This window comes from Herbaspirillum sp., assembly GCF_017744395.1.
GTDB lineage: Bacteria > Pseudomonadota > Gammaproteobacteria > Burkholderiales > Burkholderiaceae_D > Herbaspirillum.
On the sequence record NZ_JAGIBI010000003.1, the window covers coordinates 607,054 to 632,195 of the forward strand.

Below are 25,142 nucleotides of genomic sequence, written 5' to 3' on the forward strand. Positions count from 1 at the left end.
TCAGGCAAGCCTCTACCGGTACTCCGCGATCCGCACGATGCGCGCTTTGCATCGCCTGGCATCAATAATCCGGATCATTGGATTCACTATTCGGGAGGAGATATGGAGTGGGCTCTTCCGTCTTTCACCCTTGCGCAGACGCTGCAAAGGAATGCCTTGCTGGTATTCGGCGGCCTGCTGCTGTTCGGGCTGATTGCGGGCTACGTGGTTTCTAAATCGCCTTGGGTGCCGCGCATCACCGGCTACCTGCTGGTCGGCTTCGTGCTGGGAGCCGGCGGCCTCAATGTGCTGTCGGGCGAAGTGCTCAAGGTCACCAACGTATTCGCCGACATCGCCGTGGCGCTGGTGCTCTACCAGCTCGGGCGCTATGTCGACATCGGCTGGCTGCGCCGCGAGAAGTGGCTGCTCATCACCGTCGGCACTTCCGCCATCCTGTGCTTCGGCCTGGTCAGCGCGGCGCTGATCTGGTTCGGTTCCGACCCGGTGGTGGCGCTGCTGGGCGGCGTGATGGCGATCGCCACCGCGCCGGCCGTGGTGCTGGTGGTGCTGCGCGACCTCAAGGCCGAGGGGCAGGTCACGCGTCGCCTGGCGGCGATGACCGCGCTGAACAATTTCGTGGCCGTATTGGCGGCCTACGCCTTGCTGCCGGTGATCGCGCACGAGGCCGGCACGCCGGTGTCCACGCTGATCCTGCATACGCTGTATTCGCTGCTCGGTTCGGCGCTGCTGGCCTACCTGACCTACTGGCTGATGATGCCGCTGGCGCGCCTGCTCGGCCGCGCCGGCAGCTCGCAGTTCGTGCTGGTGATCTCGGTGATCGCGCTGGCCATCGGCGTGGCGCACACGCTGCATTTGCCGGTGATGCTGACCATGCTGATCTTCGCCATCCTGTCGAAGAACCTGGACCGCCAGTTCGATCTGATGGAACTCGAATTCGGTATCGCCAACGAACTGTTCGTGGTCATGCTGTTCGTCACCGTGGGCGCTTCGATGCGCCTGTCGGATCTTGGCCTGCTCGGCTTCTCGGTGCTGATCCTGATGGCCGCGCGGTTCCTGGCGATGGGCCTGGGCGTGTTCCTGTTCGCGCGTTTCGCGCGCATGAACTGGCGCCAGGCCGGACTGCTGACTTTGGGGACCCTGCCGATGACGGAAGTCGGGGTGGGGCTGATGCAAACCGTGTCGTCGCTGTACCCGCACACCACGGCCAATGTATTGCCGCTGCTGGCGGGTTCGCTGATCGTACTGGAGTTCCTGGGCCCGATCGCGACGCAGTTTGCGCTGATCAAATCTGGTGAAAGTGGGCGCGAATGAATACTGAAACACTGAACCGAAACGAAACCGTCTCCGCTGCTCCAACGCATGCCGCGCATGTCGAGCAGCCGCAAGGCAGCGCCGGCATCCTGCCGTTCACTTCGTCGTCGCCTTTCACGATGGGCATCGAGCTGGAGCTGCAGCTGGTCAACCGCCGCAACTACAACCTGGCCAGCGATGCGGTCGACCTGCTGAACTGGATCGCGCCGCGCGAACTGAAAAAGCAGATCAAGCTGGAGATGACGCAGGGGATGATCGAACTCAACTCGAACATCCACACCCGCGTCGACCAGTTGGTGGAGGAGCTGAAAGGCCTGCGCGCCGCGCTCAACAACGGCGCGCGCTACCTCAACATCGACGTCTCCGGCGGCGGCGCGCACCCGTTCCAGCATTGGAACGAGCAGCGCATCACGCCCAGCGAGCGCTTCCACCACCTGCACGAGAAGTACGGCTACCTGGCCAAGACCTTCACCGTGTTCGGCCAGCATATCCACATCGGCGTGCCCAGCGGCGACGACGCGCTGTACCTGACGCATGCGTTCTCGCGCTATGTGCCGCACTTCATCGCGCTGTCTGCCGCCTCGCCGTTCTACCAGGGGGCCGATACCCGTTTCGATTCCTCGCGCAGCAACGTGGTGCGCGCCTTCCCGTTGTCGGGGACGGCGCCGGTGCATACCAAGTGGGCCGAGTTCGAAACCTATTACGATGAACTGATGCAGATGGGCATCATCGCCAGCATGAAGGATTTCTACTGGGACATCCGCCCCAAGCCCGAATACGGCACCGTCGAAATCCGCGTGTGCGATACGCCGCTGACCATCGAGCATGCCGCCCACCTGGGCGCGTATGCGCAACTGCTGGCGCGCTGGGTGCTGACCGAGCGGCCTTTCACGGTGACCGACGATTTCTACCTGCTGTACCAGTACAACCGTTTCGAAGCCAGCCGCTTCGGCCTGAACGGCATGCTGGCGCTGCATGGCGCGACGCCCTCGGAGTCGCGCAAGCTGCCCATCTTCGAGCACCTGTTGCAGCAACTGCAATTGCTGGAGCCCTATGTGCAGAACGAGGCCGAGCAGCATACCTTGCAGCGGCTGCGCCGCATGGCGCTCGACCGCCTGTCCGACGCCGGCTGGCTGCGCCAGATGTTCGCGCAGCGCGGTTCGCTCAACGACATGATGCGCTTGTCATCCGAACTGTGGATGGGCGAGACGCCGCCGCCTTACTTCCAGTAAATCAAGCGGCAGCCGCACCGGGGGCCGGTATCGAAAGATGCCGGCCCCTTGTCTTTGCAGGGCTGGATCGCGGACAATCACGGTTTTGACCTCGGGCTGCATCCGAGAGATGGGCCGGAGAGGTAGAACTCATTTCATCAATAGGCGTGAGATGCGTTCTGCTTAGAAAGGGCGCTGGCAAGGCGTGCGACGCGTCGTGTGGCGGTGCCACACGCAAGGAGCGCAACGCGGCCAGCGCCCTTTCTAAGCAGAACCCGGAGGGAGCGACCCATTTGGGCGAATTGCTGCGTTACGAAGTTGGGTCAAGACGTCCAGTCTTGACCCAACTTCGCGCCTTGCACTTCATCCCAAATGGGGAAAGCTCGCACTCACGCCTATTGATGAAATGAGTTCTTAATGAACAGCAAGCAACAGCAATTCGATGTCGCCGTAATCGGCGCCGGCGCCGCCGGCATGATGTGCGCCGCCGTGGCGGGGCAGCGCGGGCGCAGCGTGGTGCTGATCGACCATGCGCAGCGCCTGGCCGAGAAGATTCGCATCTCCGGCGGCGGCCGCTGCAACTTCACCAACATCGGCGCCGGTCCGCAAAACTATCTTTCCCAGAACCCGCATTTCTGCCGCAGCGCCTTGTCGCGCTATACGCCGCAGGATTTCATCGGGCTGGTCAAACGCCACCGCATCGGCTTCCACGAGAAGCACAAGGGCCAGTTGTTCTGCGACGATTCGTCTGAAAGCATCATCGCCATGCTCAAGGCCGAATGCGATGCCGGCAATGTCGCCTGGCGCATGCCGTGCAGCGTGGAGCAGGTGGGCAAGAGCGGCGACCTGTTCCGCCTCGACACCAGCGCCGGCGAGATCCTCGCCTCCAGCGTAGTGATCGCCACCGGCGGCTTGTCCATTCCCAAGATCGGCGCCACCGATTTCGCCTACCGCATCGCCCGCCAGTTCGACCTCAAGCTGGTCGAGACGCGCCCCGGCCTGGTGCCGCTGACCTTCGACGGGCGCGGCTGGGAGCCGTTTGTCGAGATGGCCGGCGTCGCGTTGCAGGTGGAGGTGGAAACGGGCGCCAGGAAGGAGCGCGGCTACTTCCTGGAGGATTTGCTGTTTACGCACCGCGGGCTGTCCGGCCCGGCGATCCTGCAGATTTCCAGCTACTGGAAACTGAGCACGCCGCTGACGCTGAACCTGCTGCCCGAGGTCGACGTGGCCGAGGCGCTGATAGCCGGCAAGGGCACGCTCAAGAAGAACCTCGGCAATCTGCTGGCGCAATGGCTGCCAAGCCGGCTGGCCGAGGGTTGGCTGAAGGTCAACGGCTTCGATGCAGGCGCGCGCATCGCGGACATGCCGGACAAGGCGCTGCGCCAGCTCGGCGACTCGCTCAACCGCTGGGTGGTGCTGCCCAGCGGCTCGGAAGGCTATCGCAAGGCCGAAGTGACGATGGGCGGCGTCGATACCCGCGAGCTGTCGCAGCAGAGCATGATGGCGGCCAAGGTGCCGGGGCTGCATTTCATCGGTGAAGCGGTCGACGTCACCGGCTGGCTGGGCGGCTACAACTTCCAGTGGGCCTGGGCTTCGGGCGTGGCGGCGGGATCGGCGGTCTGATCTGGCCGGTTTTGCCGGCAAAGAGCGGGAAGTTCATGCGCAGCCTCAGCTTGCCTGCAATAAGTGGTTGATTTTTATCCGATTTTTGCGTTTCGGGTGGAAAAAATGCCACGTTTGGCCTTCCAATCGGATACGCAGTCTGCTAGAATCGCTTTCTTTGCTAATCCAACCTAACCTTTTTGGTTTGAATTAAATGACCACTATTCGTGTAAAAGAAAACGAGCCGTTCGAAGTCGCAATGCGCCGCTTCAAGCGCACCATTGAAAAGACTGGTCTGCTGACCGAACTGCGCGCTCGCGAGTTTTACGAGAAGCCGACTGCTGAGCGCAAGCGCAAGCTGGCCGCTGCTGTGAAGCGCCACTACAAGCGCATCCGCAGCCAGCAACTGCCGAAGAAGCTGTACTAAGAATTTCTCGCCGCGTGCTCGCGCGGCCGATGTGTAAACCCGCTCCGGTGTTGGTCCGCAGCGGGTTTTCGCATTTTTCGTCGGATCGCGTCGGATGAGCTTCAGGAGCGCCATCGGTTTATTTTTATCCCGGTAGCCGCATATGGAGGTCAAGCCCGATGTTTTATTCTGGCGATAAGCCCATCAATGTTCTACGATCTTAAAGATCGGCAACATTGCAACCATCTACCTCATCTTCGGAGCACCCAATGGGTTTGAAAGAGCAAATCACGGAAGACATGAAAGCCGCCATGCGCGCCAAGGACATGGGCAAGCTGGGCACCATCCGCCTGCTGACGGCCGCGATGAAGCAAAAGGAAGTCGATGAGCGAGTCGAGCTGACCGATGCGCACGTGCTGGCCATCATCGACAAGATGGTCAAGCAGCGCAAGGATTCGATCTCCCAGTTCGAAGCCGGCGGCCGCCAGGATCTGGCCGATATCGAGAAGGCCGAGCTGGCGGTGCTGGCCGCCTACATGCCGGCCAGCCTGTCCGAAGACGAGATCAAGGCCGAAGTGCAGGCCGCCGTGGCCGCCACCGGCGCCGCTGGCCCGCAGGATATGGGCAAGGTGATGGGCGTACTCAAGCCCAAGCTGGCCGGCCGTGCCGACATGACCGCGGTGTCCGCGCTGGTGAAGGCCGCGCTGGCGTCCTGATCGTTCCTGACTTCCTGCGCGCGGCCCTTATCCGGTGATTCCACAGTCGTTCATCCAGGATCTCCTGACCCGCGTCGACATCGTCGACGTGGTGGGCCGCTATGTGCAGTTGAAGAAGGGCGGCGCCAACTACATGGGTTTGTGCCCCTTCCATAACGAGAAATCCCCCAGCTTTACCGTCAGCCCGACCAAGCAGTTCTACCACTGCTTCGGCTGCGGCGCGCACGGCACCGCCATCAGCTTCCTGATCGAATATTCGGGCATGGGCTTCGTCGAGGCGGTCAAGGACCTGGCCCAGAACGTGGGCATGGTGCTGCCGGAAAACGAAGACCGCATTCCCGCCGCGCAGCGCGCCGAGAACCAGGCCAGGAGCATGGCGCTGTCGGACGTGATGGCGCGCGCCAACGATTTTTACCGCCAGCAGTTGCGCGCCGCGCAGCCGGCCATCGAATACCTGAAGCGGCGCGGCCTGACCGGCGAGATCGCGGCGCGTTTCGGGCTGGGCTATTCGCCCGACGAATGGGACAGCCTGCGCCAGGTGTTTCCCGAATACGAGAACGAGGCCCTGGTCGAATCCGGCCTGGTGATCGACAAGAGCGAAGAGGGCGGCGGCCACCGCAAGCGCTACGACCGCTTTCGCGGCCGCGTCATGTTCCCCATCCGCAATACCAAGGGCCAGGTGATCGGTTTCGGCGGGCGCGTGATGGACGGCGGCGAGCCGAAGTACCTGAACTCGCCGGAAACGCCGCTGTTCCAGAAAGGCAGCGAGCTGTACGGATTGTTCGAGGCGCGCCAGGCGATCCGCGAAGCCGGCTACGCGCTGGTGACCGAAGGCTATATGGACGTGGTGGCGCTGGCGCAGCTGGGCTTCCCGCAAGCGGTGGCCACGCTGGGAACGGCCTGCACGCCGGTCCACGTGCAAAAGCTGCTGCGCCAGACCGACCAGGTGATCTTCAGCTTCGACGGCGACTCCGCCGGCCGCCGCGCCGCGCGCCGCGCGCTGGAAGCCTGCCTGCCGCATGCCTCGGACAACAAGACCATCAAGTTCCTGTTCCTGCCGGCCGAGCACGACCCCGACAGCTACGTGCGCGAAATGGGCGCCGCCGCATTCGAGGAGCAGATCCGCGAAGCGCTGCCGCTGTCGCAGTTCCTGCTGCGGGAGATCATCGGCGAGAACGACTTGCGCACGCCCGAAGGCCGCGCGCATGCCCAGTTCGCCGCCAAGCCCATGCTGCAGGCGCTGCCGGCTTCGGCGTTGCGTTTGCAGATCGTGCGCAGCGTGGCGCAGGCGACGCAGTCAACCCCGGGCGAGCTTGAAACCTTATTTGAACTGGAAAAGCCGGTAGCGCGCGTCAAGGTGGCGCCGCCGCGCGGCAAGCGCACGGCCCCGGTCGGGCTGGAACGCCAGATCATGCGCTTGCTGGTGGCGCATCCGCAACTGGCGGCCGACCTCGATGCCGAGGCCTTGCAGGCGGTCGGCAGCATCGCGCCCGACCGCGCGCAGATGCTGGCGCATCTGGTCGGCGTGGCGCAGAGCATGGGCGAGCAGGCCAGCTTCGCCAGCCTGGTCGAGCACCTGCGCGAAGCGGGACCGGAGTTCGATTCGATGATCGCCGAGATCGCCTCCGAGTCTGAATCCGAGTTCGACGTGGTGCGGGCGGAGATGGCCGGCGCCATCCGGCAGAGCAAGATCCGCGCAATCGAAGAGGAAATGCAGGCGCTGGTGACGTCGAACCTGCGCACCGAGGAGGATCGCAACCGCTACCGTGAGCTGATGCAGCACAAGGAAGCGCTCAAGCGGCAGCCCGGGGTGGGCGTGGCGGGGTGATCCTTGCGCCGCTTGTCCCGGTTTCTGGACGAAAAAGCATCAAAGAAGGGTAAAGCCGCGCAAATTGCCGTTATTTGCGCGCCCGATAAGCGGTTTTCGCAGCTTGATCGGGAAGAAAAGGCCCCTATATCTGCTATACTATAGGGCTTTAGTTCCGCCGGATGGCTCTTGCTTCTCGCCCTGGCGGCCCTGTGCGAAGCCCCCGAAATTTACTCGGCGGTGCGCTGCAGGTACGGTAAATGCGACTCCCGGAATGACGAAACTGCCTGTTTTCCGGAAGCGCTGGGCAAAGAGGCGAAAAGGAACGTTGCGCGTGCAGCCGGGGTCTACCGGGTTGTCCAGGCCGGTGCCGAAGTTGCATCATTAGCATGACTTGATTGGCGCAATGGGTAAATCTCAATTGGCAGTTGATTCTATGGCAAATGCAATGAAGAAACCCGCAAAAACTCCAGCAGCGTCCGCAAAGAGCACGAAAAGCACGAAAGCGGCAACGGCGGTAAAATCCACCGCTGTTGCGAAGGCCGCCAAGGTGGTGGCCAAGCCGGCAGCCAAGCCGGCCGCGACAACCTCCAAAGCAGTGAAACCGACGGCCAAGGTTGCCGCCACAGCAGCAACGCCCAAAAAAGCGGTAGCCAAGGCAGCTCCCGTCAAGCCGGCACGTGCGGCAGCGCCCAAGGCGCCTGCGGCACCAGCCAAAAAGTTATCTCAAGCCGCCGAAAAAGCGGTTTCAGTGAAATCGAAGACTTCCGTGACCACCAAGAAACCCGAAACCAAGACCGCCAAGACGACCAAAGCAGCACAGGTCGCAGCCAAAGATAATGCAGCCAGCGCGTCGTCCAGCGTGAGCCAAACCACCGATGCCGCCGCACTGGCCGCCATCGACACCTCCGGCTACATCTTGCCGACCGTCAAGGTCCCGGGCCGCCGTGGCCGCAAGCCCAAGGAATTCCAGCCCGAGAGCGACGAAATCGCCGCGCTCAACGCCGTCGAGCGCGCCGAACTGAAGGCCGTCGACAAGGCCAAGGCCAAGGACCGCAAGGCCAAGGAAAAGGCCCTGCTGAAAGACGCCTTCTCGTCCGACACCGAGGCCAGCGAGGAAGAACTCGAACGCCGCCGCCAGAAGCTCAAGACCCTGATCAAGCTGGGCAAGGAGCGCGGCTTCCTGACCTTCTCCGAAATCAACGACCACCTGCCGGAAAACATCGTCGATCCGGAAGCGATCGAAGGCATCATCGGCACCTTCAGCGACATGGGCATCTCGGTCTACGAGCACGCCCCTGACGCCGAAACCCTGCTGCTGTCGGACAACGTGGCCAACGTGGCCAGCGACGACGACGCCGAGGCCGCGGCCGAAGCCGCACTGTCGACGGTCGACTCCGACTTCGGCCGCACCACCGACCCGGTGCGCATGTACATGCGCGAAATGGGTTCGGTCGAGCTGCTGACCCGCGAAGGCGAAATCGAAATCGCCAAGCGCATCGAAGACGGCCTGAAGGACATGATCCAGGCGATCTCCGCCTGCCCGACCACGATCGCCGAGATCCTGGCCGCGGCCGACCGCATCGCCAAGGATGAGATCAAGGTCGACGAAATCGTCGACGGCCTGGTCGACCTGAACGAATCCGAGCAGCAAGTCGAAGCCGCCGCTTCCGATGAAGAGGAAGCCGACGAGGACGAAGAGGAAGAGGACGAGGAAGAGGACGAAGGCGAGAGCAGCGGCTCCGCCGGCGCCGCCGGTTTCTCGGCCGAGCAGCTGGAACAGCTGAAGCGCGACGCGCTGGGCAAGTTCGGCGTCATCGCCGAGCAGTTCGAGAACATGCGCAAGGCCTTCGAGAAGGAAGGTTACAACTCCAAGCCCTACGTCAAGGCGCAGGAAATCATCTCCAACGAACTGCTGGGCATCCGTTTCACCGCCAAGATCGTCGAGAAGCTGTGCGATACCCTGCGTGCGCAAGTGGAAGAAGTGCGCCAGGTCGAACGCCAGATCCTGGATGTGGCGGTCAACAAGTGCAACATGCCGCGCACCCACTTCATCAAGGTCTTCCCCGGCAATGAAGTGAACCTGGACTGGGTCGACGGCGAAGTCGCCGCCAACCACAGCTACAGCGCCGTGCTGGGCCGCAACGTGCCCGCCATCAAGGAACTGCAGCAGAAGCTGATCGACCTGCAGGCGCGCGTCGTGCTGCCGCTGCAGGACCTGCGCGGCATCAACAAGAAGATGGGCGCCGGCGAGAAGAAGGCGCGCATGGCCAAGCGCGAAATGACCGAGGCCAACCTGCGCCTGGTGATCTCGATCGCCAAGAAGTACACCAACCGCGGCCTGCAATTCCTCGACCTGATCCAGGAAGGCAACATCGGCCTGATGAAGGCGGTGGACAAGTTCGAATACCGCCGCGGCTACAAGTTCTCGACCTACGCGACATGGTGGATCCGCCAGGCGATCACCCGTTCCATCGCCGACCAAGCACGCACCATCCGTATCCCGGTGCACATGATCGAGACCATCAACAAGATGAACCGCATCTCGCGCCAGATCCTGCAGGAAACCGGCGCCGAGCCGGATCCGGCGACGCTGGCCATCAAGATGGAAATGCCGGAAGACAAGATCCGCAAGATCATGAAGATCGCCAAGGAACCGATCTCGATGGAAACGCCGATCGGCGACGACGACGATTCGCACCTGGGCGACTTCATCGAGGACAACAACACGCTGGCCCCGGCCGACGCGGCGTTGCACGCTTCGATGCGCGGCGTGGTCAAGGACATCCTGGACTCGCTGACCCCGCGTGAAGCGAAGGTCCTGCGCATGCGCTTCGGCATCGAAATGTCGACCGACCACACGCTGGAAGAAGTCGGCAAGCAGTTCGACGTCACCCGCGAGCGTATCCGTCAGATCGAAGCCAAGGCGCTGCGCAAGCTGCGCCACCCGTCGCGCTCCGACAAGCTCAAGTCCTTCCTCGAAGGGAATTGACCTGAAGGGTGCCAGGGAAAGCCGGCGAGGATGTTAAAATCGCCGGCTATCTTTTTGGCCCCCTAGCTCATGCTTGGTTAGAGCAGCGGACTCATAATCCGTTGGTGCCGTGTTCGACTCACGGGGGGGCCACCAAACATCGAAAAGCCGCTGTGTGGGATGCACAGCGGCTTTTTTGTCGTGCAGAATTTGAAAAATAGAACGAGATTACATGCCAGAAATAGCATCATCTATCCGTTCCATATCGTCCCCTCGTCCCTCACAAGGACAGGTCTATCTGTCTCCCGTTTGTACACGAAGCCGATGCCTCGCTTGTCTCCACTGTAACCAGCCTCAGAGGTGAAGGGCGTACATGACTTGACCGTTAAGGTGGTTCTCCGCCGGCGAATGCCCTGGCTGCTGTTTGAACGCCCGTGAGAGACAGGCGCATACCTTAAATGGGTGATGTGCGATCGTTTGGCTTTCGCTAGCATTACATGGCTCAAAAAGAAGTCGTACGGAAACTGTAAGCGTTTCGTGAGCGAACACTGAGTTCGCTTGAACGCCCGATATTTGTTGTGGTACTTGGACTATTTTCTTTTGGAGGGTATATGCAGCTTTGTCGTCAAATTGTTGTCATCATGATGCTGGCTTGTGCCGCGTCGTCGACCTTTGCAGCTTCCAAAGATGGGGGGGAAGCGGCCATGGAGTGCATGAAAGATCCGCAACGCTGCACCCCAGGGCATTGCTGCCCTACCACTCCCAAATAGGGAACAGTAGAAATGGAACCGCGCCGATAGCGCGGTTTTTTTCTTGCGCCTGTGCAGGCGAAGTCAGTTAGTTTGGAAAATGGCAAACTTATAAATCATTGATCATAGATGCTGACGAAGTGCCGCAATGAATGCAACTCTTGTGGCCTTATGGTGGAGTGATTGCGAGGCTACAAGGTGAAAGGGTTGCAAGCCGATCGGGCTTGCAACCCTTTTTTTCATGTCCCCTCGGACAAGCGCTCCATGGGGGAATTTCCTGTCAGCTTTCTGCAACGGCTCCCGGCCGCATCCTCGCCAGCTTCCCCGACCGTGTCGCCAGCCAGCACAGGATCGAGCCCGCGCACACCATGGAGGCGCCGATCCAGAACGACTTGGGCAACGGCGCGTGTAGCAGCGCAGCCGACAGCGCCGAAGAAAATACCGGGATGAAATACGATGCGCCGGCCAGTACGGTAACGTTGCCGTGCAGGATGCCGACGTTCCAGGCGGCATAGCCGAAGCCCATTGCGGCCGCGGCCAACAGCAGGTAGACCAGCGCGGGGATAGTGAAGGACATTTCTTCCGTATGGTTGCCCAGGAAGAATTTCAGCCAGAGTGTCGCCGCCACCATCATGAAAAACGGCGTGACGCCGTTCTTGCCCTTGGCCATCCTGGTTGTCACGGCGCAATAGGCGGCCCAGATGATTGCGCCGACAAAGGCCAGGCCATAACTGAGCGGATTGTCCCGGACATTGGCCAGCATGCCGGCCGGATCGATTCCCTGGTCACCTCCCAGGACCCAGCAGATACCCAGCATGGACAGGATGAAGCCGGGCACGACCAGCAGATTCGCGCGCTGGCCGGTGAAGGCGATGGCCGCTATCAGCGTAAAGGTCGGCCACAGGTAGTTGACCATGCCTACCTCGATCGCCTGCCTGCCGGTATTAGCATAGCCAATGGAGAGCGACAGGCAGAGCTCGTAGGCCACGAACAGCAAACTGCCCCAGAGCAGGTATCGCTTGGGGAGCGTATTCAGTTTGGGAAATCCTACCGAGGCCAGGAGGAAAACGGAGGCGACCGTATAGATAGCGGCGGCGCCGCCCGTGGCGCCGAGGTGCTCGCTGACGCCGCGGATCAGTCCGACGATGGAACTCCAAAGGACCACCGCAGAGAGTCCGATGAGCGTAGCTTTCTTGTTGTTCATTGATGTTTGAAAATTCAGGCCGATAATTATCAGGTGGGCGCGATTAGTTGATTAGTCGCCCGCTTGCCGGAGATTATCGCCGATGATGCCCATCGGTAATGTTGGCAACGCCATTCGCTCAGGCGATTGATACAGTCCGTTACATCCCTTACCAATCCCACTCTGGCCTAAAGCCCGGTGCGGCGCTTTAATGGTATGTATTCCTGCGTTCTATCTCTAACTATTATTCCAACCAATATGGAGGATCCAGACATGCGCACCATTCTTGGCATCACTATTTTAGTAGCCGGCCTTGCGTCGGCAAGCCTTTCTCCCGCAGCCTTGGCCAAAGGAAATGCGGGAGGCGGTTCCAGCCATTCTGCTATGAATGGCAACGGCAAGAATGCCGTGGACAGGGACAAGGGATTGGCACGGGCGGCTGACCGCCGTAATGGCCGGAGCATCAAGAACAGGAGCGGCAAGCACAAGGCCCACACTCAAAAATCCGTTTCAAGATAAGCCGATTCCAAGGGGAATATGATGATAAGAAATGCATTACTCATTTTGTTGACAGGGTTTGTTCTGGCGGGGTGCGTGGTGGTTCCCGTGGATCAGGGGCCAGGAAATTTCTGCCCGCCTGGGCAAGCCAAGAAAGGGAATTGCTAATAGCCTGATCAACGTTCCTCCGCCTTATTCAGTTCCTCATCCGGCGGAGTCTGCCACAATGCAACGAGCATGAGCGGCGCTTCGGCTTCCGGCACTTCAAAGCTGTACATCGTTGCATGGGGCTGCGTCCGGACATCGAGTTCCACGCGGAAAAAACGCTGGTCGCCGCCGTTGGCCGGTTGCGGCGTTTGCACTATCTGCGAAGCTTGCGTTATTGCCTGGCAGACTTGGCCCCGCAGCGTAGTCGAACAACGGTTCAACTCGAAGATGCGAACCCGGGATAAGTTCGGGATGTAAGCCAGCCCGCCTTCGCGCGACAGGCGCACCACTTCCACTTCATCCAATGGCGGCAAATCAATCATGCAGTACTCCCACGCCGCGCCAGGCGGATCGCACGGCTGCGGCAACATCCTTACCCTGCGCAGCGGCGGTTTCCATGCTCAGGCCGGCAAATTCGGCAAAATCCGCGTCTGGCCGAAGCCGGTGATGCCGCAAGGTGTCGTACCACACGCGTCCGGCCCTTTCCCAGGCATGGCCGCCAAGCTCCGTCGCAGCCAGGTAGAAGGCGTGATTGGGAATGCCGGAATTGATGTGCACGCCGCCATTATCTTGTTCCGTATCGACATAATCCCTCATGTGGCCCGGTTGAGGATCTTTCCCCAGCACAGGATCATCATAGGCGCTTCCAGGCTCAGCCATTGAACGCAGGCCGCGGGCATTTATCCCCGGTAAAAAAAGTCCGGCGCCGATGAGCCAGTCGGATTGATCCGCAGTTTGCCGCAGATGGAATTGCTTGGCCAGGATGCCGAACACGTCGCTCAGCGATTCGTTAAGCGCGCCGGACTGGTTTTGATAGGCCAGGCCGCCTTCGCTGGCGGTAACGCCATGTGCAAGCTCATGCGCGATCACATCCAGCGCGATTGTGAAGCGCTTGAAGATCCGTCCGTCTCCGTCCCCGAATACCATCTGGCTGCCATTCCAGAATGCGTTGTCGTAGTCCTTCCCATAATGTACGCTTCCAACCAGAGGCAGGCCGGCATCGTCGATGGAGTTGCGTTCATACACGTCGTGAAACATCTGCCAAGTGGTGCCCATATGGTCGTAGGCTTCATCCGCTGCCGCATCGCCGCTAACCGCCTTGCCTTCGGAGCGGATTAACGTGCCGGGCAAGGCTGTACCGTTCTTTGCGTCGTAAATCGAGCGCTTTAACGTTACAGTCCTGCGCGCACGTTGTTGCCGGGCGATGGCTGCGCCGGCAAATTGCGCGCGTTCCGTGCGGACCTGCTGATCCAATAATAGCGTCTGGGCCGCGCCATGGCTGAGCTCAGGGGCAGGATGGACCGAGAGCCGTTCGAGCAGATACGGGGGAATGAAGTAATAGGGATAAGACATGCAATACCTCCCATTCCGGATCGCGGCGCCAAGATTGTCCATTGGGCGTAGCGATGCAGGGCGAACCAGGATGCGGATATCAGCGATCCGATACAAATTGGTTCCTGTCCGGAGTAAGAGGTTCCCTTCTTATGCGGCTTGCTTACATGTGTCCGGATTAAATTAAACGGCGCCGGCGCAGGAAACCACCTGCGCCGGCGCCGTTCAGGGCTGGACCACTATTGAGCCGATAGATGATCAGGCCATTTCAGGGACAGCCACCTGGTTCACCCCCATCGACTGCAACGCATCCGCAATCGCCGCCACGGCGCCGGGGATGCCGGCTTCGCCGAAGTGGCCGATGCAGCCCACGCGGAAGGTTTCGAGCTGCGTGAGCTTGCCCGGGTAGAGGATGTAGCCGCGCTTCTTGACCTCCTGGTAGAAGGCCTTGAACTCGTAGGCCGGGCTGGCCGGGGCGTGGAAGGTGACGATGATGGGCGCCTGGATCGCGTCTTCGAGGTAGGAGCGGAAGCCCAGCTTGCGCATGCCTTCCAGCAGCGCCTTGCAGTTGCGCGCATAGCGCCCGCCACGTGCAGCCAGGCCGCCTTCCTCGATGTATTGCGTCATCGCTTCGTCCAGCGCGGCCACGATGTGGGTCGGCGGGGTGAAGCGCCATTGCGTGGTCTTCTGCATGTAGATCCACTGGTCGTACAGGTCCAGCGCCAGCGAGTGGGCGTTGCCTTCGCACTTCTCGAGCACGCTGCGGCGGGCGATGACGAAGCCCATCCCCGGCGGGCCTTCGAGACATTTGCCGGAGGCGGCGATGACGGCGTCGAACGGCGTCTTGCGCGCATCGATCTCGATGGCGCCGAACGAGCTCATCGCATCCACGATCAGGCCGCGGCCGTGCTTGGCGACGACTTGCGCCACTTCATGCAGCGGGTTGAGCACGCCGGCGCCGGTTTCGCAATGCACCAGGGCCACGTGGGTGATGGTCGGATCGGCGGCGAGGGCGCGGTCGACGTCGGCCGGGTTCACCTGCAGCGCTTCGCTGTAGTCGATGGTGGTCAGCTTGCGGCCCAGCACCTTGCAGATGCGCGCCAGGCGGGCGCAGTAGGCGCCGTTGTTGGGCACCAGCACATGGCCGTGGCGCGGTACCAGCGTGCCGATGGCGGCTTCCACCGAGAAGGTGCCGCTGCCCTGCATCGGGACGCATTCGTGCGTGCCCTGGCCATGCACGATGTCGAGCACGCGAGTGCGGATGCGGCTGGTGATCTGGTTGAAGTCGGCGTCCCACGAACCCCAGTCGCGCAGCATCGCCTGGCGCGTGCGGTTGGACGTGGTCAGCGGACCGGGGGTGAGGAGGATGGGGGAGGTGGCTTGGCTCATGAAGATCTCCAGTGGGGGAAGAGGGTTAGCCCCGGCTCAGGTTGCGCCAGGCTTGGGTGCGGGCCAGCAGGACGCGCGTGGCCAGCGAATACAGGATCGATACCGCGACCGAGGTCAGCACGATCAGGCTGGCCAGCGCCGCCGCCGGGCCGACGTCGCCGGCTTGGTCCATGTGCATGATGGCGACCGAGGCGAGGATGGTTTCGGGCGTGTAGATGAAGATGGCGCATGACAGGCTGGCCATCGAGACGACGAAGAAGTAGCGCCCGATGTCGAGGATGGCCGGCAGGCATACCGGCACGGTCACGCGCACGAAGGTCTTGAAGAAGGGCACCTTCAGCGAGGCCGAGACGGCTTCGAACTCGTTGTCGATCTGCTGCAGCGCCGTCACCGCCGTCAGGTGGCTGGACGTGTAGTAGTGGACCACCATCGAGATGACCAGGATCGGCATCGTGTTGTAGAGGAAGTTCAGCGGATTGGCCGGATGGTTGAAGAACATCACGTAACCCAGGCCCAGCACCAGTCCCGGCACGGCCATCGACAGCACCGCCATCAGGTGCATGGCGTTGCGCATCCAGCCGAGGTTGCGCGTCTTCTCGATCAGGTAGGCGCCGAAGAACACCACCAGCGAGCCGCCGACCGCCGTGCACAGCGCCACCGTCAGGCTGTTGGTGTAGGCGTCGGCCATGTCGCTTTCGAACAGGACGAAGCGGTAGTGGTCCAGCGTGAACACCAGGTCATAGGGCCACAGCTTGATCACCGAGGTATAGAGCGCCATGCCGATGGTGGCCAGCAGCATGCCGCACACGCAGACGCAGAACAGCGCCAGCAGCGCATCGGCCACGCGGTGGGGTTGGGGAGTGTAGGGCACCGAGCGCGCGGTGAGCTGCGCCTTGATCTTGCGGCGCACGCTGTAGTCGATGGCGAACGAGACGATCGACGGCACCAGCAGCAGCATGCCCACGACCGCGCCCATCGAGAAGTTGAGTTGTCCCACCACCTGCTTGTACACATCCACCGACAGCACGTTGAAGTTGCCGCCGATGACCTTGGGCGCGCCGAAGTCGCTTACCACATAGGTGAACACCACGGTACAGGCGCTGATCAGGCCGTACTTGCAGGAGGGCAGGGTGATGGTGAGGAACTGGCGCCAGCCGGGCGTGCGCAGCGCGGTGGCGGCCTCGTACAGGCGGCCGTCGGCCAGCGACAGCGCGGTCACCAGAATCATCAGCGCATGCGGGAAGGTGTTGTAGACCTCGGCCAGGATGATGCCGGGCGCGCCGTAGATGGAGGCGCTGCCCAGCAGCGACTTGAGCGCCCCCTGGTTGCCGAACCACTGCACGAACGAGATGGCCGACAGCAGCGAAGGCGCCAGCAGCGGGATCAGCGCGATCAGCCGCACCGTCGCCTTGAAGGGCGTGGGCAGGCAGGTGCGGGTGAGCGCATAGGCGCAGACGAAGGCCATCGGCACCGAGATCATTGCCACCATGGCCGCCACCCAGACCGAGTTGCCGGCCGCGCGCAGCAGGCTGGGCGTCTGGAAATAGGCCATGAAGTGCGCCAGGCCGACGAAATGCCCTTGCTTGTCGAGCACCGCGTTGACCAGGATCGAGAACAGCGGCGCGATCAGGAAGGCCAGCAGCAGCGCCATCACGCCGACCATCATCACGCGGGCGACCAGCGCGTCGCGGCTCCAGCGCAGGCGGGGCGCGGTGGTGGGCGCGGGGGCGGCCATGCGGCCGGCGCTTGTGGTGGTCTGGGTCATGCGGCGGCTCCGGATGTGAAGACGCGCACGCGATGGGCGCGCAGCGCGATATCGATGCGGTGGCCTTCGCGGATGCCCAGGTCGTGCATCTGGTTCAGCGAGAAGTGCAGGCCCAGGCTCTGGCCATGCAATGCGTCGGAGGTGACTTCGGCGATGCACAGGCCGCCGAGGAATTCGACCTTGGTGACCAGCGCAGTCAGGCGATGCGGCGTATCGTGCTGCAGGTTCTCGGCCACGCGGTCTTCGGGGCGCAGGTACAGGCGCACGTCCTGGCCGGGCGTGAAGCTGCCTTCGCAGGATTCGCACTCCATTTCCATCTCGCCGACGCGGAAGCGCTTGCCGCCCAGCGCCTTGCCGCGCAGCACGTTGACCTTGCCGACGAAATCGGCCACGAAAGGCGTGGCCGGGCGCTCATAGATATCCATCGGGGTGCCGACCTGCTCGATCACGCCGTGGTTCATCACCACGATGCGGTCGGACATGGACAGCGCTTCCTCCTGGTCGTGCGTGACCATGATGGTGGTGACGCCGACCTGCTTTTGCAGGCGGCGGATCTCGGCACGCAGGCGCACCCGCACGGTGGCGTCCAGCGCCGACAGCGGTTCGTCGAGCAGCAGCAGGCCGGGATTGGTGGCCAGTGCGCGCGCCAGCGCCACGCGCTGCTGCTGGCCGCCGGAGAGCTGGCTCGGATATTTGCCGCCGGCGGTCGGCAGGCCGACCATCTCCAGCAGTTCGGCCGCGCGCGCCTTGATGTCGGCTTTCTTCATCTTGCCGTTGACCAGGCCGTAGGCCACGTTGTCGGTAATGGTCAGGTTGGGGAACAATGCATAGGACTGGAACACGATGCCGTAGTCGCGCTTTTCGGGCGGCAGCCACGAGATGTCGCGGCCGTTTTGCACGATGCTGCCCGCGGTCTGCGTCTCCAGCCCCGCGATGATGCGCAGCAGTGTGGTTTTGCCGCAGCCCGAAGGGCCGAGGAAGCACAACATTTCGCCCGAACGCACGCTCAGGTTCACGTCGCGCAGCGCGGTGAACCCTTCGAAGTTCTTGGTGATGCCGGTGATTTCTAGCGCCGGCGCCGCTTGCTTGACTGCCTCGGCGATCATCTTGCTGGTTGTCATATCCATGGTGAGCTCATCGTGGGAAGGGAAATTCCCCCGCGGCGCCTGCCGCAGGGGGCTTCGGGGCCGGGCTTACTTGGCCTCGGCCTTGCCTTCGTAGCGTTTGCCCCATTCCGCCAGGATGCGCTCGCGGTTCTTGGCGGCCCAGTTCAGGTCGTTCTTGACCAGCAGCTGTTCATAGTTGGCGGGAATCCCTTCCAGCTTCTTGGCCACGCCCGGATAGGCCACCACGGCCCACCAGTTGGCGGTGACTTCGTTGGCTTCCTTGCTGGCGAACCAGTCGGCCACGCGCTTGGCCTGCTCCATCTTCTTGGTGGTCTTCATGATGGCGGTGGCTTCGATGTCCCAGCCCAGGCCCTCCTTGGGGAAGATCAGTTCCACCGGCGCGCCCGACTTGAGCACCTGGTGGGCCCGGAACTCGAACGAAATGCCGATCGGGAACTCGCCGGCGCCCGCCGCTTTACAGGGCTTGGAGCCGGAGTGCTGGTATTGGGCGATGTTCTCGTGCAGGGCATCCATGTATTTCCAGCCGTCGGCCTCGCCCCACATCTGCAGCCAGGCCGAGACGTCGAGGAAGCCGGTGCCGCTCGATGCCGGGTGCGGCATGACGATGGCGCCCTTATAGATAGGCTTGGCCAGGTCCTTCCAGGTTTCCGGCTTGGGCAAGCCGCGCTTCTTGGCTTCGACGGTGTTGAAGCAGATGGCGGCGGCCCAGACGTCCATGCCGACCCAGGCCGGCGGGCGCTTGGTGTCGGAATAGGCCGGGGTCAGCTTGTCGAAGCCCTTGGGCTCGTAGGGTTGGAGCATGCCTTCCTGCTCCAGCAGGGCCAGGCTGCTGGCGGCCACGCCGGCGATCACGTCAGCCTGGGGATTGGCTTTCTCGGCCAGCAGCTTGGCGGTGATGATGCCGGTGGAGTCGCGCACCCATTTGATTTCGATGTCGGGGTTGGCCTTCTCGAAGCCGGTCTTGTACAGCTTCATCGCGTCGGTTTCCAGGGCGGTATAGACCAGCACCGGCGTGCGTTGCGCCATCGCCGCGCCCGCCGCCATTCCCAATACCGCGGCGCATAGAGTCATCGTGATGCGGCCCATGCCTGTTGTCTTTCTCATCGATTTTTCTCCTGTTGAGTTGTGGGCGCTGGCGGCCCGCACCGGCGGTCGTTTGGCGTCGGTGAAATGCAATATAAATTGCAAACTGAAGACTGTCAATTGAAAACTGTTGACAGTTTGTGGGCGCTACGGAATAATCCGACCTCATGGATACCAAAAAACCTTCTTCCGCCCTGGCGTTCCTGCAATCGAGCTCCCTGCCCATGCTGGTGCAGGAAGAGATCGAGCGCATGATCATGACCGGCGAGCTGCCCGTGGGCAGCCGCCTCAACGAGAGCGAGCTGTCGCAGCGCTTCAATACCAGCCGCGGCCCGATCCGAGAGGCGCTGCGCGCGCTGGAAGAGGCCGGCCTGCTGCGTACCGAGAAGAACCGCGGCATGTTCGTGCGCGAGATCACGTTCGAGGAAGCCGACGAGATCTATGAATTGCGCGAAGCGCTGGAAGAGATCATCGGCCGCCGCGTGGCCCAGGCCATCACGCCGGACGGCATCGAACGCCTGCGGGGGATGACCGAAGCCATGCGCGAGGCCGCGCAGGCCAAGGAGCTGGAGCAGTACGCGCAGCTCAACCTGCAATTCCACGATGTCCTGCTCGACACCGCCGGCAGCGCCAAGCTGACCGAGACCTACCAGCGCCTGATCAAGGAACTCTCGCTGTTCCGCCTGCGCGCGCTGGCCGGCGGCGGCCTGCGCGTGTCGGCCGACGAGCACCGCGAAATCGTCGACGCCATCGCCACGCGCGATCCCGAGCGCGCCGGCCAGGCCTTGCGCCGCCACGTCGCCGACAGCCGCGCACGCATGCACAAGGCGCTGGGGCGCGGCGACGCCGAGGCGCAACAATCCGTAGCCCACACTTCTTCACCCACCAAGGAAGCCTGAGATGACGACACCCCAAACCATCGAAGTGAACAGCCGCAGCTACCGCTGGATGCAGCGTCCCGTGGTCGTAGTGTGCGTGGACGGTTGCGAACCTGCCTATCTCGACGCCGCCGTTGCCGCCGGCGTGACTCCCTATCTGGCGCGCATGCGGGCCAAGGGCGCCGACTTGCTGGCCGACTGCGTGGTGCCTTCGTTTACCAACCCCAACAACCTGTCCATCGTTACCGGCGCGCCGCCGGCGGTGCATGGCATCTGCGGCAACTACTTCTTCGACCGCGACCTGGGCGAGGAAGTGATGATGAACGACCCCAAGTACCTGCGCGCCGGCACCGTGCTGGCCGCGTTCGCCGACGCCGGCGCCAAGGTGGCGGTGGTGACCGCCAAGGACAAGCTGCGCAAGCTGCTGGGCAACCATATGAAGGGCATCTGCTTCTCGTCCGAAAAGGCCGACCAGGTGACAGAGGAAGAACACGGCATCACCGGCGTGCTGGAGCTGGTGGGCATGCCGGTGCCGTCGGTGTACAGCGCCGAACTGTCGGAGTTCGTGTTCGCCGCCGGCGTCAAGCTGATGGAAACCCGCCGTCCCGACCTGATGTACCTCTCCACCACCGACTACGTGCAGCACAAGGCCGCGCCGGGCAGCGCGGCGGCCAACGCCTTCTACGCGATGATGGACAAATACCTGGCGCAGCTCGACGCGCTGGGCGCCACCATCGTGCTCACCGCCGACCACGGCATGAACGACAAGCACAGCGCCGACGGCCAGCCCAAGGTGATCTACCTGCAAGACCAGCTCGACGCCTGGTACGGCCCCGAACGTGCGCGCGTGATCCTGCCGATCACCGACCCCTATGTGGTGCACCACGGCGCGCTGGGTTCGTATGCCACCGTCTACGCGCCCGACGAAGCCACCGCCGCCGAATGGATCGGCCGCATCCGCGAACTGCCGGGCGTGGAGCTGGCGCTGACCCGTGCCGAAGCCGCGAAGAAATTCGAACTGCCGCCGGATCGCATCGGCGACATCGTCGTGGTCAGCGAGCAGAGCACCGTGCTGGGCACCAGCGTCAGCCGCCACGACCTGTCCGGGCTGGATGCGCCGCTGCGTTCGCACGGCGGCATTTCCGAGCAGCGCGTGCCGCTGATCTGCAACCGCCCCGTCAGCGGCATCGCCAGCGACCGGCGCCTGCGCAACTTCGATGCGCTGGACCTGGCTCTGAACCATACCGTCGCCTGACCCCGCAAGCCGACATCAGACCCAGCACCGGAGGAGACAAGAGCAATGAGCCTAGCCCAGCACAAGCCAATCGAGATCCGTCATGAAGCACTGCGCATCGCCGGCGAGCGCGTCCGGCGCGACGAGGTGATCGAGGTCACTTACCCCTACACCGGCGAAGTCATCGCCACCGTACCGAAGGCGACGCTTGAGGACGTGCGCCGCGCCTACAAGATCGCGCGCGACTACAAGCCCACGCTGACGCGCTACGAGCGTTACAAGATCCTGATGCGCGCGGGCGAAATCATCGCGTCGCGGCTGGACGAGATCTCGCGCCTGATTACGCTCGAATCGGGTTTGTCGCGCAAGGACACGCTCTACGAAGTGGGGCGCGCATCGGACGTGCTGCTGTTCGCCGCCAACCAGGCGCTGGTCGACGATGGCCAGGTGTTCTCCTGCGACCTCACGCACCACGGCAAGAGCCGCAAGGTCTACACCACCAAGGAACCGCTGCTGGGCGTGATCACGGCCATCACCCCGTTCAACCATCCGCTGAACCAGGTGATCCACAAGGTGGCGCCGGCGATCGCGACCAACAACCGCATCGTCCTCAAGCCCAGCGAGAAAACCCCGCTGACCGCCTATGTGCTGGCTGACATCCTGTATGAAGCCGGCCTGCCGCCGGAGATGCTCTCGGTGGTCACGGGCGACCCGCGCGAGATCGCCGACGAGATGCTGACCCATCCCGATGTCGACCTGGTGACCTTTACCGGCGGCGTGGCGATCGGCAAATATATCGCCGGCAAGGCGGTCTACAAGCGCCAGATCCTGGAGCTCGGCGGCAACGATCCCATCATCGTCATGGAAGACGCCGACGTGGAAGAAGCGGCCACGCTGGCCGCCGGCGGCTCCTACAAGAATTCCGGCCAGCGCTGCACCGCCGTCAAGCGCATGCTGGTGCACGAAAAGGTGGCCGACCAGTTCGTCGAGCTGCTGGCGCAGAAAACCAAGGCCGTCAAATACGGCGACCCGATGGACCCGCATACCGACATGGGCACGGTGATCGACGAAGAAGCCGCGATCCATTTCGAAAAGGTCGTGAGCGAAGCGATTGCCGACGGCGCCAAACTGCTGGCCGGCCATGTGCGCCGCGGCGCGCTGTATGCGCCGACCGTGCTCGACCAGGTGCGCCCCGAGATGACGGTGGCCAAGCACGAGACCTTCGGCCCGGTGTCGCCGGTGATCCGCTTCCGCGATATCGACGAAGCCATCCGCATCTCCAACGGCACCGCCTATGGCCTGTCGTCCTCGGTGTGCACCAACCGGCTCGACTACATCACCCGCTTCGTGCGCGAACTCAATGTGGGCAGCGTCAACGTGCGCGAGGTGCCGGGCTACCGGCTCGAGCTCACGCCCTTCGGCGGCATCAAGGACTCCGGCCTGGGCTACAAGGAGGGCGTGCTGGAGGCGATGAAGAGCTTCACCAATACCAAGACCTACTCGCTGCCCTGGTAAGCGCAGCCTGCGCCGTTTCCTGTGCCGCTGGTGGCGCCGGAAACGGCCGTATCCCCATACCCATCCATATTAGGGAGCCGGCCATGCGGCCTTTCTGGATTGAGCAAGCCTTGTTCGGCGACGGCGATCTCGCGCCGGCATTGCAGGGCGAACAGCGTGCCGACGTCTGCATCGTGGGCGGCGGCTTTACCGGGCTGTGGACCGCGATCCAGGCCAAGCAGCGCAATCCGGCGCTGGACATCGTCGTGCTGGAGCGCGACCTGTGCGGCGCCGGCGCCAGCGGGCGCAACGGCGGCTGCCTGCTGACCTGGTCGGCCAAGTTCCTTACCTTGCGGCGGCTGTTCGGCGAGGCCGAGGCGCGGCGACTGGTGCTGGCTTCGGAAGCAGCGGTCGATCACATCGGCGCCTTCCTGCAGGAGCACGGCATCGATGCCGAGTTCCGACGCGACGGCACGCTCTACACGGCGACCTCGCAGGCGCAGATCGGCACGATGGATCCGGTGATGCGGGCGCTGGAGGCCGCCGGCATCCATTCCTACCATGCATTGCCGCGCGAAGAGGTGGCTCGGCGCTCCGGTTCGGCGCGCAACCTGGCCGGCGTGTATTCGCCCATCGCCGCCACGGTGCATCCCGGCAAGCTGGTGCGCGGCCTGCGCCGCGCGGCCATGCAGATGGGCATCCGCATCCATGAACGCAGCCCCATGCTGGATTTCCAGCCTGGCCCGCCGGCCGTCGTGCGCACGCCTTGCGGCAGCGTCAAGGCGGCCAAGCTGGTATTCGCGCTCAATGCCTGGATGGCCGAAACCTTTCCCCGCTTCGAACGCAGCATCGCCATCGTCTCCAGCGACATGGTCATCACCGAACGCTGTCCCGAATTGCTGCATGCGATGGGTCTCGTCGACGGCGTCTCGGTGCTTGACTCGCGCACCTTCGTCTACTACTACCGCAGCACGGCGGATGGCCGGCTCATGCTGGGCAAGGGCGGCAATACCTTCGCCCGCGGCGGGCGCATCGCGCCGGTGTTCGACCAGCGCTCGCCCTACGAGGCGGAACTGACGCGGGCATTGCATGGCTTTTTCCCGACGTTGCGCAGCACGCCCATCACGGCCAGCTGGAACGGCCCTTCGGACCGCTCGGTCAGCGGCTTTCCCTTTTTCGGCCGGCTGGAGGGCGCCGCGCATATCTATTATGGCTTCGGCTATTCGGGCAATGGCGTGGGGCCCAGTTACATGGGCGGGCAGATCCTGTCGTCGCTGGTGCTGGACGAGGACAACGCCTGGACCCGCAGCCCGCTTACGCAAGGCCCGCTAGGCTTATTCCCGCCGGAGCCTTTGCGCTATGCCGGTTCGATCGTGGTGCGCAACGCCATCCGCCGCAAGGAGCGCGCCGAAGACGAAAACCGTACGCCCGCCTGGATCGACCGCCAGCTCAGCAAGCTGGCCAATGCCGCGGGCAAGTCCGACAAGGCATAGCGGAAACGGTCCGACGCGTCTGGCGCACGGTCCTTGAAAAGGATTACCAGCGCAGCAGGCGTGGCCCGAACAGAAAGCCCGCCACGGCAGGGATCGTCATCCCGAGGAAATACCACAATCCCCAGAACGGCACGCCCATTTCCGGGCAGTGCAGGCAATACACCACGGCGGCGGCGGAGCCGGCCAGCAGGCCGGCGATGGCGCCGGCCAGGCGCAGTTGCGTCGGCGCCATCGCGCGCACCGCCCAGACGATGGCGGCGCAGAGCGGCAGCGAGAGCAGCGCGATGTTGAAAGGGCAGGTGCGCCAGGTGAGCCCCATCAGCAGCCCGATGCGTTCGGCCGCGGGCGCGGCCAGCAGCACCAGCGCGCCGCCGCTCCAGATGGCGGCGCACGGTACGGCGACGCCGGCCCAGTTGATGCCTACGCGCAGGCCGGGACGCAGCAGGCGGCGCAGCACCAGCAGCGAACCCGCCGCCAGCGCGGCCGGGAAGGCCAGCTTGATCCAGAACAGCGGCACCGACAGCATCGCCTTCAGGTCGGGACGCAGTCCGTAGAGCAGCAACAGCAGCGCCAGCGAACCGGCGCCGCCCAGCGCCAGCGCCTGCGCCATGCGCCGCGCCGGCAGGCGGCGGTCTGCCGGCGCGACGCCGGTAGCCATCATCGATATCAGGTCATCGGTTTTCATG

21 protein-coding genes and 1 tRNA gene are annotated in these 25,142 nt (G+C 63.2%); 13 read left to right on the forward strand and 9 right to left on the reverse strand.

The genetic code is table 11. The features are described 5' to 3' along the window. The first annotated feature begins 102 nt into the window (after nt 1-102). The 6 genes from J7548_RS11555 to dnaG all read left to right on the forward strand — a co-directional run bounded on the left by J7548_RS11555 (nt 103) and on the right by dnaG (nt 7,074). Complete coding sequence (locus J7548_RS11555; RefSeq protein WP_290974732.1) at nt 103-1,311, forward strand: cation:proton antiporter; 1,209 nt, start codon at nt 103-105, stop codon at nt 1,309-1,311. Then, nucleotides 1,308-2,543, forward strand: a complete 1,236-nt coding sequence (locus J7548_RS11560; RefSeq protein ID WP_290974733.1) for a YbdK family carboxylate-amine ligase — start codon at nt 1,308-1,310, stop codon at nt 2,541-2,543. Before J7548_RS11555 ends, J7548_RS11560 begins: the two co-directional genes overlap by 4 nt. Before the next feature lie 396 nt (nt 2,544-2,939). Continuing rightward, complete coding sequence (locus tag J7548_RS11565) at nt 2,940-4,145, forward strand: NAD(P)/FAD-dependent oxidoreductase (protein WP_290974734.1); 1,206 nt, start codon at nt 2,940-2,942, stop codon at nt 4,143-4,145. 193 nt (nt 4,146-4,338) lie between these two features. Then, on the forward strand, nt 4,339-4,551 hold the full coding sequence (gene rpsU / locus J7548_RS11570; RefSeq protein ID WP_006462949.1) for a 30S ribosomal protein S21: 213 nt from the start codon (nt 4,339-4,341) through the stop codon (nt 4,549-4,551). A gap of 248 nt (nt 4,552-4,799) precedes the next feature. Next, on the forward strand, nt 4,800-5,246 hold the full coding sequence (locus J7548_RS11575) for a GatB/YqeY domain-containing protein (protein WP_290974735.1): 447 nt from the start codon (nt 4,800-4,802) through the stop codon (nt 5,244-5,246). Between the two features lie 34 nt (nt 5,247-5,280). Further along, on the forward strand, nt 5,281-7,074 hold the full coding sequence (gene dnaG / locus J7548_RS11580) for a DNA primase (RefSeq protein WP_290974736.1): 1,794 nt from the start codon (nt 5,281-5,283) through the stop codon (nt 7,072-7,074). Nucleotides 7,075-7,470: 396 nt separating this feature from the next. Here dnaG and J7548_RS11585 read toward each other — a convergent pair whose 3' ends face one another. Then, the gene (locus J7548_RS11585; RefSeq protein ID WP_290974737.1) at nt 7,471-7,710 is read right to left on the reverse strand and encodes a hypothetical protein; all 240 of its coding nucleotides are present in this window, start codon (nt 7,708-7,710) and stop codon (nt 7,471-7,473) included. 112 nt (nt 7,711-7,822) lie between these two features. On the opposite strand from J7548_RS11585, the gene rpoD reads away from it, so the two are divergent. Both rpoD and J7548_RS11595 read left to right on the forward strand, forming a co-directional pair. Then, a complete protein-coding gene (rpoD, locus tag J7548_RS11590; RefSeq protein ID WP_290974738.1) occupies nt 7,823-10,045 on the forward strand; it encodes an RNA polymerase sigma factor RpoD in 2,223 nt (740 codons plus the stop codon). A 56-nt stretch (nt 10,046-10,101) separates the two neighbouring features. Continuing rightward, nucleotides 10,102-10,180, forward strand: a tRNA-Ile gene (locus J7548_RS11595). A gap of 873 nt (nt 10,181-11,053) precedes the next feature. Here J7548_RS11595 and yddG read toward each other — a convergent pair. After that, nucleotides 11,054-11,977, reverse strand: coding sequence for an aromatic amino acid DMT transporter YddG (yddG, locus tag J7548_RS11600; RefSeq protein ID WP_290974739.1), 924 nt, complete (start codon nt 11,975-11,977; stop codon nt 11,054-11,056). A 252-nt stretch (nt 11,978-12,229) separates the two neighbouring features. Here yddG and J7548_RS11605 point away from each other — a divergent pair, with 252 nt between their 5' ends. Beyond that, nucleotides 12,230-12,475 carry a hypothetical protein gene (locus J7548_RS11605; protein WP_290974740.1) on the forward strand — a complete coding sequence of 82 codons (246 nt, stop codon included), beginning with the start codon at nt 12,230-12,232 and terminating at the stop codon, nt 12,473-12,475. A 155-nt stretch (nt 12,476-12,630) separates the two neighbouring features. Here the strand turns inward: J7548_RS11605 and J7548_RS11610 are convergent, their stop codons facing one another. From J7548_RS11610 to J7548_RS11635, 6 genes are all read right to left on the reverse strand, one after another. Then, nucleotides 12,631-12,984, reverse strand: coding sequence for a protealysin inhibitor emfourin (locus J7548_RS11610; RefSeq protein WP_290974741.1), 354 nt, complete (start codon nt 12,982-12,984; stop codon nt 12,631-12,633). Next, nucleotides 12,977-14,014 (reverse strand): M4 family metallopeptidase, encoded by a 1,038-nt coding sequence (locus J7548_RS11615; RefSeq protein ID WP_290974742.1) that lies wholly within the window; start codon nt 14,012-14,014, stop codon nt 12,977-12,979. Before J7548_RS11615 ends, J7548_RS11610 begins: the two co-directional genes overlap by 8 nt. Before the next feature lie 237 nt (nt 14,015-14,251). Continuing rightward, nucleotides 14,252-15,382, reverse strand: a complete 1,131-nt coding sequence (locus J7548_RS11620) for a 2-aminoethylphosphonate--pyruvate transaminase (RefSeq protein ID WP_290974743.1) — start codon at nt 15,380-15,382, stop codon at nt 14,252-14,254. A 25-nt stretch (nt 15,383-15,407) separates the two neighbouring features. Further along, the gene (locus J7548_RS11625; RefSeq protein WP_290974744.1) at nt 15,408-17,147 is read right to left on the reverse strand and encodes a putative 2-aminoethylphosphonate ABC transporter permease subunit; all 1,740 of its coding nucleotides are present in this window, start codon (nt 17,145-17,147) and stop codon (nt 15,408-15,410) included. Then, a complete protein-coding gene (locus J7548_RS11630; RefSeq protein ID WP_290974745.1) occupies nt 17,144-18,274 on the reverse strand; it encodes a putative 2-aminoethylphosphonate ABC transporter ATP-binding protein in 1,131 nt (376 codons plus the stop codon). The genes J7548_RS11625 and J7548_RS11630 overlap by 4 nt, the downstream gene beginning before the upstream one ends. 66 nt (nt 18,275-18,340) lie before the next feature. Continuing rightward, nucleotides 18,341-19,378 (reverse strand): putative 2-aminoethylphosphonate ABC transporter substrate-binding protein, encoded by a 1,038-nt coding sequence (locus J7548_RS11635; RefSeq protein ID WP_290974746.1) that lies wholly within the window; start codon nt 19,376-19,378, stop codon nt 18,341-18,343. A 146-nt stretch (nt 19,379-19,524) separates the two neighbouring features. Between J7548_RS11635 and J7548_RS11640 the strand changes: the two genes are divergently transcribed. From J7548_RS11640 to J7548_RS11655, 4 genes are all read left to right on the forward strand, one after another. Then, nucleotides 19,525-20,256 (forward strand): phosphonate utilization associated transcriptional regulator, encoded by a 732-nt coding sequence (locus J7548_RS11640; protein WP_290974747.1) that lies wholly within the window; start codon nt 19,525-19,527, stop codon nt 20,254-20,256. Nucleotide 20,257: 1 nt separating this feature from the next. After that, nucleotides 20,258-21,490 carry a phosphonoacetate hydrolase gene (phnA, locus tag J7548_RS11645; protein ID WP_290974748.1) on the forward strand — a complete coding sequence of 411 codons (1,233 nt, stop codon included), beginning with the start codon at nt 20,258-20,260 and terminating at the stop codon, nt 21,488-21,490. A gap of 45 nt (nt 21,491-21,535) precedes the next feature. Then, nucleotides 21,536-22,984, forward strand: a complete 1,449-nt coding sequence (gene phnY, locus J7548_RS11650) for a phosphonoacetaldehyde dehydrogenase (protein ID WP_290974749.1) — start codon at nt 21,536-21,538, stop codon at nt 22,982-22,984. Nucleotides 22,985-23,067: 83 nt separating this feature from the next. Next, nucleotides 23,068-24,456, forward strand: a complete 1,389-nt coding sequence (locus J7548_RS11655; RefSeq protein ID WP_290974750.1) for an FAD-dependent oxidoreductase — start codon at nt 23,068-23,070, stop codon at nt 24,454-24,456. A gap of 43 nt (nt 24,457-24,499) precedes the next feature. Here J7548_RS11655 and J7548_RS11660 read toward each other — a convergent pair whose 3' ends face one another. Further along, nucleotides 24,500-25,141, reverse strand: coding sequence for a DUF1109 domain-containing protein (locus J7548_RS11660; RefSeq protein ID WP_290974751.1), 642 nt, complete (start codon nt 25,139-25,141; stop codon nt 24,500-24,502). Between the last annotated feature and the right edge of the window lies 1 nt (nt 25,142).